Origin of the sequence: Thomasclavelia spiroformis DSM 1552 (assembly GCF_025149465.1) — a bacterium.
In the GTDB taxonomy this organism is placed as follows: Bacteria; Bacillota_I; Bacilli_A; order Erysipelotrichales; family Coprobacillaceae; genus Thomasclavelia; species Thomasclavelia spiroformis.
Genome location: NZ_CP102275.1, coordinates 1,003,042 through 1,016,204 on the forward strand (window position 1 = coordinate 1,003,042; position 13,163 = coordinate 1,016,204).

Consider the following 13,163-nt stretch of genomic DNA (forward strand, 5'->3'; position numbering starts at 1 on the left):
ATAAAACATGCTAATTTTTATAAACATCGAATATTATTAAAAAACCTTACAGCGCTGTAAGGTTAGTTTATTTTTGTAGAGTAATGATTATGCGAGTGAATTTATTTTTAACTGATTCAATTTCAATATCATGTCCTAATTCTAAACAAAGTGATTTACATAAATATAGGCCCATTCCAGTTGAGGCTTTATATGTTCTACCGTTATATCCGGTAAATGATTTTTCAAAGACTCTAGGTAAATCTTCTTCAATGATACCAATGCCATTGTCTTCAATAATTAATTTAACTTTTTTTTCTAATTGTTTAGTTGAAAAGATGATTTGATGATCGTTTTTATTAGCGTATTTAATAGCATTGTTAATGATTTGACCGATCATAAATGATAACCATTTTTCATCGGTTAGAATAATTGTATCTTCAATTTCTTCAATGATTGAAAAATGATTGAGAATTAAAGAGTCTTTATTAGCATTGATGGAAGAATCAACGATCTTTTTTAAACTATATTGACCAATTATATAGTCATTTTGAGGAACTTCACTTCTAATATAATATAAAACTTGTTCTACATAAGAATCAATTTTAATTAATTGAGATTTTAGTTTTCTTGAAGCTTTATCGTGATGATTATGAATTAGTAGTTTTAAAGCAAAGATAGGAATTTTAATTTCATGTACCCATGTTTCAATATAACGTTTTAATTCATTACTTGTTCTTACATATTCTTCAATTTTATCATTCATTGATTTACAAATATCAACTAAACTATCGTATAAGTATTTGCCTTCAATAAAAGTAGGACGCTCAAGCATTTCAATAATTAAGAATTTATCATCAAGGGAATCAAGTTTATTTTTCATATCATTATAAAAAGATTTTTTACGATTATAATCATATAAAATAATAATTATTGCAAATAAAATAAGAAGAAAATGAATAAAGATGTGAAGTGTATAAACAGTATCAAAAAGAATTAAGACAATTTCAATACTAATTAATAAACAAAAAAATAAACTAAGATGCACAAGCTTATCTTTTAAATAATTAGTTAATTTCATAATAATATATATCCTTGCTTTCTTCTTGTCTCAATAGAATCTAAAATACCTAAATTTTTCATTTTCTTTCTTAAACGATTAATATTTACAGTTAACGTATTATCATCAACAAAATCACTATAGTCCCATAAGTGGTCCATTAATTCGTCTCGAGATACAATTTTACCATGATTTTTAATTAAATAGTATAAAATTGTCAATTCATTTTTTGAAAGAATTATTTCATTATCTTTATATGTTAAAGTACTTTTAAGTAAATTAATCGTCATTTGATTATATTCGATTTGATCATTTGATCCTTGATCATCAAGATGTCTAAATAATGTTTCAATTCTAAGTAATAAAAGAGTAGGGTTATATGGCTTAGTAATATAATCATCAGCACCATAGCTCATTGACATTATTTCATTTATATCACCAGTTTTGCTTGTCAGCATAATAACTGGTAGATTAGACTCTTTACGTATTTCTTTTAAAATTGTTTGACCATTAGTACCTGGTAAAACAATATCTAATAAAACTAAATCAGGATCAAATTCAATAATCTTTTTTGCTACTTGATGAAAATTAAATAGTTGATAGCTATCATAGCCATTATCATCAAGTAATATTTTTAATTCATCACTAATAGTTTTATCATCTTCAATAATTAATATTTTTTTCAACTTGCTCACATCCTTTACTTAATTTTAAATTTTATCATCCTAAATAAAATATCACAATAATAAAATAACTCTAGATTACAAACTCTAGAGTTATGAATTTTTAATTGAATATATTTTTACACAAGCATAAAAACTAATAATATTTAAAATAATTGCAATAAGAGTCTCAAACATAAGTAGTGTAGGGGTAGTGAGTTCAACGATTGTTTCAATTCCAATAAAAATATTTGAACAAACATAACTTATAGCTACCACAATAATAAAAATAACAAAAACAATCGTACCTTTTTTATTACCAAGTGAAAAAAGTCCAATGTTATTGATAGCTGTCATAATAAATGTCAAAATAAAGCCAAATAACCAAATTAATAAAGCGGTGTCAAGATTTGTAGTTTGATAAATAAAAGTGTAAATAAAGGTAATTGGTAATGAAATTAATAAGTTAATTGAAAATGATAGGATTAAAGTTGAAATTATTTTTGCTTTAACGATTTCTTTTTTAGTAAGGGGAAATGTTAAAAGAATCTTATTGTAATTAGAAATTTCGTCTTGTTCGGTTGAATATTGTAAAGTAGAAGTACCCATCATTGGTAAAGTTATACCTACGATTAGGATAAATGAATATAGGTTTTTCATTAACATGACTAATACAATAAGTGCTGTAAATGCAAAAATCATGCTAATTAGATTCTTTTTAAGACAAAAGCTTTCATAATAATCTTTGATAATAATTCCTAACATGTTTTATTCACTCCTTTTGCATAAAATAACATAATTTCTTCAATCGTTGGACGAATGATTTCTAAATCAGGAATTATTTTTTGAATTGCATAACGATTGTTAACTAAAATAGAGTAACTGTATGGCTTTTTAATATAGGCAATGATATCATCTTCATTTAATGTTTCAAGAGTATCTTTATTGCCATTGATAATACCATAATCTTCAATAATTTTATCGTATGGTTTAAAAAATAATAGTTTTCCTTCATGAATATAGGCTATATAATCAGAAATTTTATCAAGATCACTAGTAATATGCGAAGATATTAAAACAGTATGATTTTCTTCTTCTGTAAATTCACGAATGATTTCTAATATTTCTTCACGAATAATTGGGTCTAAACCACTAGTTGCTTCATCTAAAATTAGTAATTTTGCATGATGGCTAAAAGCAATTGCAAATTCTAATTTCATTTTCATCCCACATGAAAATGTTTTTAGTTTCTTTTTTAAAGGAAGATTAAAACGTTTTAAATATTGACAATAAATATCATTGTCCCAATTTTTATAAGTTTTAGATAAAATTAAACCAATGAATTTAGGAGTAAACTCTAAATTAAAATGTGTTGTATCAAAAATAACTGCTAGATCTTCTTTAATTTCTTTTTCATTATCTTTGTATTCTTTACCAAAATACTTTAATGAACGATAATTTGCATCAATTATTCCTAGAATTGAATTGATCATAGTAGACTTACCAGCACCATTTTCACCAATTAATCCTACAACTGTTCCTTTAGCGATTGAAAAAGAGATTTTATCTAAAGTAAAATCATGATATTTTTTTGATAAATTATTGATTTCGATTGCATATTCCATAATTATATCTCCTCAAAAATTATTTCAAGAGTTGTCATTAACTCTTTTTTTGAAATCCCATTTTGTTTTGCAAGAGTGCAAGCATCAAGAAGTATTTTTTCAATTCTACGACGATTTTCTTCTTGAATAAAATCTTTATTTTGGGTTGCAACAAATGCTCCTTTAGCTGGGATAACTACAATAAAGCCATCATTTGATAATTCATCATAGGCTCTTTGAGTTGTAATAATACTAACATGAAGATCTTTTGCCAACTTGCGCATAGAAGGTAAAGGATCATTTGGTTTTAATTTGCCTTGCATAATCAGTTCTTTGATTTGAATGACAATTTGTTCATAAATTGGTTTTGAACTTGAATTGCTAAGTATAATTTCCATGAATATTCACCTCGTAACATAATATACTGTATATATCTTACATATACAGTATAACGATATTTAGTAATGCTGTCAATATCTTATATATACAGTATTGATAAAATTATGAATGAATAGTAAAAGCATACTAAAGCTTAAAATTCTAAATGAATAAGATAAATTAGGGAGGTGATTAAAATATCAAATGTTGAAATATTATTAAAATATGCAAGATCTTGGATTGGATTGAATGAAAAAGATGGTTCATATAAACAAATTATTGATGTTTATAATAACCATCTTCCTCGAGCTAGAGGCTATAAAGTAAATTATAATGATTATTGGTGTGCAGTCTTTGTTAGTGCTTGTGTAATTAAAGCTAATTTAACTAAATTTATTCCACTTGAATGTTCGTGTGGTGAAATGATTGAATTAGCTAAACAGATGAATATTTGGAATGAAGATGGTAAACGTAGTCCTAATGTTGGGGATATTATTATGTATGATTGGGATAATCAAGATGGTTGGCCAGAGCATGTAGGAATTGTTGAAAGTGTTACAAATAATCAAATTACAGTTATCGAAGGTAATAAAAGTAATGCTGTAGGTCGTAGAGTTATTAATGTGGGAAATGCAAGTATTAGAGGTTATATTCAACCTAACTATGATGGAAGTGTTACAAATAATCAGCCATCAAAACCAATAAGTAATGAAAAAGCTGTAAATTATCAAGTTAAGGTAAATACTAAAAGTGGTGTTAATTGTCGCAAAGAACCAAGTGTTAGCAGTGCTAAAATTACTGCTTATGCAAATGGTACCCAATTAACTATCACTAAAGAAAAAAATGGCTGGGGTTATGCTAATAGTACTGGTTGGGTTGATTTAGAATATTGCATTAATGTATCATCGAATACTTCATGGAAAGGCGATGAAAAATATTATTTAGAAAATAGTGAGGTAGGAAAATGGCAAGAAGCAATGAATAAAGGTTTTGATACAAATGAATTAGAAGTTGATAATAAGTTTGGTAAAGCTAGTCAGGATTTTGCAAAAAATCATTTATTATGGAAAGGACAAAGTCATAATTGTCCTACAGCAATTAGTTGGTTACAAAATCGATTACGTTATTTTGGATTTAGTAAACTTGAAGTAAATGGAAAGTGGAGTAAGTATCTAGATACTTGTGTTATGACATTTCAAAGTAACCGAAATTTACAAAAAGATGCTAAAGTTGGATTAGATACAACATATCATCTTTTAAAAGGAGAAATTAAATAAGTTAAAATATCTGTAATGTTATTTAACGTTACAGATATTTTTTAGTGTGCCACGCATGACATAAGACTAGGTGGTGAAAGTCCACTGTGGGGGTTTCGTACTACCAACCACTAGCCGAAGACAAGGTATCCATCGTAAGGTGTGAACGGGAGGAAGTTGGAGGCAAAGTCCTGACCCAAGGAATACGAACTATTTTAGGCAGAAGCTTATCGGATGAGATTGCTAAACAAATCGAAGTCCAATAGTACGACGGAATAAGCAGTGTAAAGATAGTGGGTACATAGGATGAAAGTGTTATGTCTTACCGTGGGAGGTCCTAGGAACATGATGAAAATGTAATCATGGTGGAAACGTTTGTCCTAGGAAGTCAGCCGAGGTCATAGTAGTGATGATGATAACTGTAATGGTTATCTAGCGAAGGACCGAACATAAGGAGGTGAACTGGAAATGAAAGATACTCAAGATAAAATAGGATACTGTCAACTATCATTAGGCTTACTCTATGAAGATAGTACGGGATACGACAATAGTGGAGAAGTGTATCCTACATCAAAACAAGAGATATCACATACGAAGAACACCAATAGATTTGTAGTACATGAGAAGTTACTTGAAACAATTATGGAGGATGCCAATATAGAAAAGGCAATCCAAAGGGTTATGAGTAATAAGGGAAGTGGTGGTGTAGATAAAATGCAAGTCGCAGAAGTTCGTACGCATTTCGCACAACACTGGTCTTATCTAAAGAAACTTATCATGGAGGGACATTATAGTCCACAAGCCGTTAAAAGAGTAGAAATACCAAAAGATAACGGAAAGAAAAGAGAGTTAGGAATTCCAACAGTGACGGATAGGGTCATACAACAGGCGATAGTACAGGTACTGACACCAATATTTGAACCCCAATTCAGTGACAATAGTTATGGGTTCCGACCAAGAAGAAATGCCCATCAAGCAGTAAGAAAAGTAGTCGAATACGCCAATGAAGGATATCGATATACAGTAGACCTAGATTTAGAGAAGTACTTTGATACAGTCAACCATTCAAGACTTATACAGATATTGTCACAAACTATTAAAGACGGAAGAGTTATATCACTCATACATAAATATCTCAATGCAGGAGTCATAGTAAAACATAAGTTTGAAGAAACTACAAAAGGAGTACCCCAAGGTGGGCCACTCAGCCCATTATTATCAAATATATATCTTAATGAATTTGATAAAGAAATGGAAAGAAGAGGAAATCGATTTGTAAGGTACGCAGATGACTGTGTCATACTATTCAAAAGTAAAAGAAGTGCAATGAGAGTCAAAGAAACAGTGACAAGATATTTAGAAGAGAAATTATTTGTAAAAGTGAACCAAGAGAAGACAAAGGTAGCCTATATTACTGATATAAAATTCTTGGGCTTTGGATTTTATATAGAGAAGAGTGGTAATGTACGAATCACTGTTCACAAGAAATCTAAAGAAAAGATGAAAAAGAGAATAAAGGAAATCACCAAAAGGAACCGACCAATATCAAGTAAGGAATTAGCTAAAGAGTTAAAAGAATACATTACAGGTTGGGTGAATTACTATAGGATAGCGAATATGAGTAAACATCTAAGGGAAATAGACTCATGGATGAGAAGAAGAATACGAATGATATATTGGAAAAGATGGAAGTTAGTAAGAACAAGGTATAGAAATTTACAAAAACTAGGTATTAATAAAAGTAAGGCATGGGAATGGGCAAACACAAGAAAAAGCTACTGGCACATCGCCAATAGCTTCATACTAAAAAGGACACTTACAAATGAAGTATTAAAAATATACGGATTTATAAGTGCACTAGATTATTACAACTCTATAAACTTATGAAACGCCGTGTAGGGAACCCTACGCACGGTGTTGTGAAAGGGGCGAAAGATTTTAATTCTTAGCCCCTATTCAATTTTAAATATTTTAAAGCAGTTTATTTTTCTGTATTGTAAAAGATATTAGGAGGTGAGAATATGAACTTAGAGCAAAAAGAAAAGTTAGAAACAATTACAGCAAATCTAGATTCTATAATTGAAATTTTATTTGCTTTACAATTATTAGATCTTCATTGTCAAAGCGAACTAAATGCATTAAAAATTTCTGATTTTTTTAGAAATGCCAATCGAATCATTGACAGAAATCAAAAATCAAATAAAGGACCTATAAAAAGGTCCTTTTAAACTGTTGTTTTAAATTTTTACTACATGATAGTTTTTGTTTATAAAAAAACCACGTATTTATGCGGGTTTAAAATCTATGGTATCCCCAGTAGGAATCGAACCTACAATTCAACCTCCGGAGGGTTGCGTGATATCCATTTCACTATGGAGACATTGCTAATTCATTATAGCATTGTTAAATTCAAAAATAAATCTCTTTTATAAAAAACTAAAAATAAAAAATAATTGACTAGGTAAATAAAAAATCCAGATAAAAATAAAGCACATAGGATCTACTATTTCTAAAAATACTAATCCAATTGTAATATCACAAAGCAGCAATAATAAAATTGAAGTAAAAAAACTTTTAGAGATAGGATAACTATGATATAGATTTAATAGACTAAAACATAAGTATATTAAGACTAATGTAATTAATGGATCAACAAAAATAAAGATTAGTAAACATAAAGGTAAATAGTTATGATAATTTAAAAGATGCATATATGTTATTTGGACTAAGATAAATAAAATTATGCCTAAGATATATAAATCACTAAATAATAGAAAATAATCAGCAATAAAAGCAAAGGCCATTGCTAGAATTACATAAATATTAGCTCTTTTAATGATTAGATAGGCTAAAGAATTAAAACTTACTAGATATTTAAGTAAGTTACTATTATATCCTAGTAGGTCAAAACAAATGAATAGAAGTCCAATTATGATATTGATAAAATAGATCATGAAGATCACCACCTAATCTTATTTTACCAAATTTAAAAATTATTTTCATTGAATAAATAATTTGTTAAAATATGTAAGGTGGTATAAATGCATAAAAAACATATTTTTATTATGAAACCTAATTTAAAAGATACCAAAATTGAAACAATGATTGTTTCAACCATGCAAGGTTATCATTATGAAATTAAATATACAAAGTATTCACGTCATGCAATAAAAATTGCTAAAGAATGTCATAACTGTAGAATTTATGCAGTTGGTGGTGATGGTTTAATTCATGAAATAGTTCAGGGAATAGTAGGTAGTGATAATGAATTAGTCGTTATTCCTGCTGGAACGGGTAATGATTTTATTAGAAGTATTGCTGATAGTAAAGATCCAGGTGTGCTTTTAAAAAAGTCATTGAGTTTAAAAGCTCAACCAATTGATTTGATTAAAGCTAATGATATTTATTGTATTAATGTGTTATGTTGCGCTTTTGATAGTGACATTGCAAATAATGTTCATAATTATCATAAGATTAAGTTTTTACCTAAGACGTTGCAGTATGTTAATGTTTTAATTAAACGAATCTCTAAATATCGTTTTTATCCAACTAAGGTGACTAGTAATAATAAGGTTATTTATAATGGTGATTTAGTTGTTTGTGCTTTTTGTAATGGTAGATATTTTGGTGGTGGGTTTGAAATTGGTAAAGATGCTAATGTTCAAGATGGCTTTATTGATTTGAATTTTGTTTCGACGTTACCAAAAAGATTGATTTTGTATTATATTTTTTTGATGCTGAAAAAGAGGTTAGATTTGGGTAAGTTATACTTTCATGATAAGTTAAAGAGTGTTGATTTGATAACTAGGCAGGAAGTTAATATTGATGGGGAAACTTATCAGCCTGGTCGTTATCATTTGGAGATTGTTAGTGATTTGATCAAGGTTGTTATATATAAGTAATACTTATATTAAAATGATGATATATTAATTTTACTGATAACTATACTATATTTTCAATTTAAATACATTTTGAATTAAAAAAATGTCTATGTTCTCTATTTTTTGGTTTGTTTACAAATTTTTTCTTATTATTTTAAAGTTGACTCTAAAGTCAAATTTATCATGTAAATCATCAGATAAATTTGCTTGTATATAATTATATGGGAATATGTATCAAGTATATTTTTTACTGTTTTTATATAGTTGAAATCTTTTTTATAAAAGGCGTATTCTATATGTTGATATTCAAATTTTAGTTACTCTAATAATTTCTTAGATAATCTAGGCTTGGAAGCGAGGAATAGAATACTTGGGTAAATGAGTTTGGATAGAATATCATTTAAGTCGAACTTAAATTGATATTTATTAGTGATGTTTTTACAAATATCATTTAAATGTAGTTTGTAATATAAAAAGTAGTAAATATTGAAAGAAACTTGAACGTTCTATGAACGTTCTATTCGGATTTTTTTATAAATACTGTAAAGAATCTTTCTTTTGTTTTTTGAATTCAGTAACATATTCATTTAATTAGACAAAAATCCTTATTTTCTACACAAGTTTTAATTTATCATAATTATCATTGATTTTAATGCCATAGATAACAGTTTTTAAATTTAGTTATTTTAACACATACTCTTATATAATAATTACATCAAAGTATGCATAACATATGCAATATAAATAAAATTGACAAAAAAAACTATTTTACAATGATTTTAAAGTTTTTGTGATTGAAAATGTGTTTAAGTTTCATTTTGTTTAACATTTTTAATTTTTTAGTTGTTAGTTTTAACAAAGCATACTTTAAAAAAATTATAAAAGTGAATGATTTATGCTATTTCAATCGTATTATTAGTGAAAAGGGTTAAATTTATTAAATAATCAAGGAGGGATTTTGATGAAAAAAATTATTATTAGTCTATTAACTGGAATAGGATTATTAGGGTTTGGTGTTAATGTGATAATGGCTGATGCTCCTGCTAGTGACAATACTAGAGCTATTGATACAGCAGTGCCAGAAATTGCTAACGTTAATTGTAATCATATTGATAATGATGGAAATGGTATTTGTGATAACTGTAATATAAATTGTGATGATAATCAAAAATGTCGTAATTGCCAGTGGAATTATTATGATGAAAATGGTGATGGTATTTGTGATAATTGCAATGTAAATTGTCCAAGTTATAGTGCTAATGGTTATTCAAATAATTGTGGTCATCACAATGATGGAAATAGTCATCATGCCAGAAATCACGGACATCATTAATTAGGATGTTTTAATGCGTAGTGAACAAGAATTAAATCGAGTAATTGATCAATATGGTGATACTGTTAGACGGATTTGTCTTCTTTATTTAAAAAATGAAGCAGATAGTGAAGATATTTTTCAAACTGTTTTTTTGAAGTATATTACTAGTAAGATCAAATTTAATAGTACAGAACATGAAAAAGCCTGGATCATTCGAGTTACTATTAATAGCTGTAAAGATTTACTCAGAAGTTTCTTTCGAAAAAAAACTATACCACTAGATGATTTACTTGAAAAACCGCAATTTTTAAGTAATGATCATCGTGAAGTTATCGAGGCGGTATTATCTTTATCACAGAAATATCGTGATGTAATATATTTACATTATTACGAAGGTTATACAGCATCGGAAATTAGTCAAATTCTTGGTAAAAATGTTAATACTATTTATACCCTCCTGACTCGTTCTAAAAAAATGTTACGAGATCAATTAGGGGGTGAATATAATGAATAAAAAAATTAAAGAAGCTTTTGATCAAATCCAGATGGAAGATCAATTAAAAGATAAAACAAAAGCATATATATCAAAAAAGACTAGGAATTATACTAAAGCTAAGCAATTTCATTTCTTTCGTTTAATACCGGCTACGATATGTTTATTGTTGCTTTTGATTGGGGGATATTGGTTGTATTTTACACCAACAGTAGCTATTAGTGTTGATATTAATCCGTCTATTGAACTGGGTATTAATCGTTTTAATCAAGTTGTTTCAATTGATAGTTATAATGAAGATGGTAAATTACTATTAGATACATTAGAAATTAAATATTTAAATTATCAAGAAGCTATTGATCAGATTGTCAATAATGATCAAGTGATGGCATATTTGTCCAATGATGAAGTTATGACTATTTGTGTAATTGGTGATGAAAATAAGCAATCTAATCAAATTTTAACTAATATTGAAACAGTTGTAGAAAATCAAAGTAATACTTATTGTTATCATACTAATCATCATGAAGTTAATAGAGCACATGAAGTAGGATTATCTTATGGTAAGTATCAGGCTTATTTACAATTACAAGAGCTTGATCCTACTATAACTGTAAGTGATGTTCAAAATATGACAATGAAGGAAATACATCATTTAATTGAATCATTGACTTCAAGTAATCAAGATAATAATTATAAAAACAATGAACATGGTCATCGTCATGGTTATCATCATGAATAGGGGGTTTCAAATAAAATTGAAATCCTTTTTTAATAAACATTGATTAAAAATATATAATAGTATTTGATTGAAGATAAGTCATAAATTTAAGTAACTAGAAAAATATAAATTAATTAAGAAAATCATCAATTAATGTATATTTATTTATTTAAGTAAGCTAGTAAATTTTAATTGTATGGATTGTCTATGTTTTGAAATTATAAATTTAGTAGTATGTTGTTTGGTGCCAAAAAAACCGATTTTTTATTATGTTTTTTGATGTTGAAAAAGAGGTTAGATTTAGGTAACTTATATTTTTATGATAAGTTAAAGAATGTTGACTTGATCAAGATTTATATATATAAGTAGTACTTATATCAAAATGATGATATATTAATTTTACTAATAGCTTAGACTATACTATAATTAGTTAGTAATTAAGATTAACTCATATATTAGATTACTTTTTTAATGCATTTTATTTATTAATTGTATATAATGTAAGAGTAAATAAGAAAGGATGAAATTTATGGCAGGTGTTGTTGTAGTAGGAAGTATGTGGGGAGATGAAGGTAAAGGTAAAGTTACTGATTATCTTGCCCAAAAAGCCGATGTTGTAGTTCGTTATGCCGGAGGTAATAATGCTGGGCATACGATTGTTTATGATGGAAAGAAGTTTGCGTTGAAATTAATTCCTTCAGGTATTTTTAGTGGGCATGAAGTAATTATGGCAAATGGAATGGTTGTTAATCCTAAGGCCTTTTTAGAAGAAGTTAAGTATTTAAATGAGGCTGGGATTGATACAAGTAAGATTAAAGTAAGTGATCGTTGTCATGTTATTTTACCTTATCATTTAGAAATTGATGAAATTCAAGAAAAACGTAAAGGTGCTAATAGTATCGGGACTACAAAAAAAGGAATTGGTCCTACATATATTGATAAATACAGTCGTATTGGGATTCGTATGGGTGAGTTTATTGATGAAGAGTTATTTTTAGAAAGATTAAAAGAAACTTTCCCAATGAAGTTAATGGAATATCCAGAGTTAAAAGATAAGTTTACGGTTGAAAGTATTTTTGAAGAATATAAAGAATATGCAAAACAAATTAAACCATTAGTTTGTGATACAGGAATATTATTGGATCAATATTTACAAGAAGATAAAAAGGTTTTATTTGAAGGTGCTCAAGGAGCAATGTTGGATATTGATTATGGTACATATCCGTTTGTTACAAGTTCTCATCCAGGTGCTAATGGTGTTAGTGAAGGAACTGGAATAGGTCCTTTATATATTAAAGAATCAATTGGAATTATTAAAGCGTATACTACTAGAGTAGGAGCTGGGCCTTTTCCAACTGAGTTAAATGATGAAGTTGGTGAATTGATTCGTCAAAGAGGTCATGAATATGGTACCGTTACTAAGCGTGCTAGAAGAACAGGATGGTTTGATGCAGTTGTAGTAAATCAATCAAGAAGAATGTCTTCTTTAACTGGTATTAGTTTAATGTTATTAGATGTTTTAAGTGGTTTTGAAACTTTAAAAATTTGTACTGCTTATAAATATAAAGGTGAAATTATTCATGGTTTACCAGCAACAGTAAAAGGAATTGAAGAAGTTGAACCTGTTTATGAAGAAATGCCAGGATGGAATGAAGATATTACTAATGTAAAATCTTTTGAGGAATTACCTGTTAATTGTCAAAATTATATTAGAAGAATTGAAGAATTAATTCATTGTCCAATTGTAATGTTTTCAGTTGGTCCTGATCGTAATCAAACTGTTGTTTTAAAAGAAATTGAATTTTAAGGAGGTT

General features: G+C 27.8%; 13 protein-coding genes and 1 tRNA gene. 8 read left to right on the top strand and 6 right to left on the bottom strand.

The features are described 5' to 3' along the window. Positions 1-67: 67 nt before the first annotated feature. The 5 genes from NQ543_RS04590 to NQ543_RS04610 form a co-directional block, all read right to left on the bottom strand. Positions 68-1,060 carry a sensor histidine kinase gene (locus NQ543_RS04590; protein WP_004610539.1) on the bottom strand — a complete coding sequence of 331 codons (993 nt, stop codon included), beginning with the start codon at positions 1,058-1,060 and terminating at the stop codon, positions 68-70. Next, on the bottom strand, positions 1,057-1,734 hold the full coding sequence (locus tag NQ543_RS04595) for a response regulator transcription factor (protein ID WP_004610540.1): 678 nt from the start codon (positions 1,732-1,734) through the stop codon (positions 1,057-1,059). The genes NQ543_RS04590 and NQ543_RS04595 overlap by 4 nt, the downstream gene beginning before the upstream one ends. Before the next feature lie 81 nt (positions 1,735-1,815). Next, a complete protein-coding gene (locus NQ543_RS04600) occupies positions 1,816-2,466 on the bottom strand; it encodes an ABC-2 transporter permease (RefSeq protein WP_004610541.1) in 651 nt (216 codons plus the stop codon). Continuing rightward, on the bottom strand, positions 2,460-3,326 hold the full coding sequence (locus NQ543_RS04605; protein WP_004610542.1) for an ABC transporter ATP-binding protein: 867 nt from the start codon (positions 3,324-3,326) through the stop codon (positions 2,460-2,462). The genes NQ543_RS04600 and NQ543_RS04605 overlap by 7 nt, the downstream gene beginning before the upstream one ends. Positions 3,327-3,328: 2 nt before the next feature. Next, a complete protein-coding gene (locus NQ543_RS04610; RefSeq protein ID WP_004610543.1) occupies positions 3,329-3,703 on the bottom strand; it encodes a GntR family transcriptional regulator in 375 nt (124 codons plus the stop codon). 168 nt (positions 3,704-3,871) lie between these two features. On the opposite strand from NQ543_RS04610, the gene NQ543_RS04615 reads away from it, so the two are divergent. The 3 genes from NQ543_RS04615 (at position 3,872) to NQ543_RS04625 (ending at position 7,167) form a co-directional block, all read left to right on the top strand. Continuing rightward, positions 3,872-4,960 (top strand): CHAP domain-containing protein, encoded by a 1,089-nt coding sequence (locus NQ543_RS04615; protein WP_004610544.1) that lies wholly within the window; start codon positions 3,872-3,874, stop codon positions 4,958-4,960. Positions 4,961-5,407: 447 nt separating this feature from the next. Then, positions 5,408-6,826, top strand: a complete 1,419-nt coding sequence (gene ltrA, locus NQ543_RS04620) for a group II intron reverse transcriptase/maturase (RefSeq protein ID WP_004610546.1) — start codon at positions 5,408-5,410, stop codon at positions 6,824-6,826. Positions 6,827-6,960: 134 nt separating this feature from the next. After that, positions 6,961-7,167: a hypothetical protein gene (locus NQ543_RS04625; protein WP_004610547.1), complete on the top strand. Its 207-nt coding sequence runs from the start codon at positions 6,961-6,963 to the stop codon at positions 7,165-7,167. Positions 7,168-7,244: 77 nt separating this feature from the next. On the opposite strand, the gene NQ543_RS04630 is transcribed toward NQ543_RS04625, so the two are convergent. After that, positions 7,245-7,319 (bottom strand) — tRNA-Arg (locus NQ543_RS04630). 661 nt (positions 7,320-7,980) lie between these two features. On the opposite strand from NQ543_RS04630, the gene NQ543_RS04635 reads away from it, so the two are divergent. The 5 genes from NQ543_RS04635 (at position 7,981) to NQ543_RS04655 (ending at position 13,156) form a co-directional block, all read left to right on the top strand. Further along, entirely contained in the window at positions 7,981-8,841 is an 861-nt protein-coding gene (locus NQ543_RS04635; RefSeq protein WP_004610549.1) for a diacylglycerol/lipid kinase family protein, read from the top strand. Between the two features lie 940 nt (positions 8,842-9,781). After that, positions 9,782-10,153 carry a hypothetical protein gene (locus tag NQ543_RS04640; RefSeq protein WP_004610550.1) on the top strand — a complete coding sequence of 124 codons (372 nt, stop codon included), beginning with the start codon at positions 9,782-9,784 and terminating at the stop codon, positions 10,151-10,153. Positions 10,154-10,166: 13 nt separating this feature from the next. After that, on the top strand, positions 10,167-10,649 hold the full coding sequence (locus NQ543_RS04645; RefSeq protein ID WP_004610551.1) for an RNA polymerase sigma factor: 483 nt from the start codon (positions 10,167-10,169) through the stop codon (positions 10,647-10,649). Continuing rightward, positions 10,642-11,370, top strand: a complete 729-nt coding sequence (locus NQ543_RS04650; protein ID WP_004610552.1) for an anti-sigma-I factor RsgI family protein — start codon at positions 10,642-10,644, stop codon at positions 11,368-11,370. The genes NQ543_RS04645 and NQ543_RS04650 overlap by 8 nt, the downstream gene beginning before the upstream one ends. Before the next feature lie 508 nt (positions 11,371-11,878). Continuing rightward, positions 11,879-13,156, top strand: a complete 1,278-nt coding sequence (locus NQ543_RS04655) for an adenylosuccinate synthase (protein ID WP_039904603.1) — start codon at positions 11,879-11,881, stop codon at positions 13,154-13,156. Positions 13,157-13,163 lie beyond the last annotated feature (7 nt).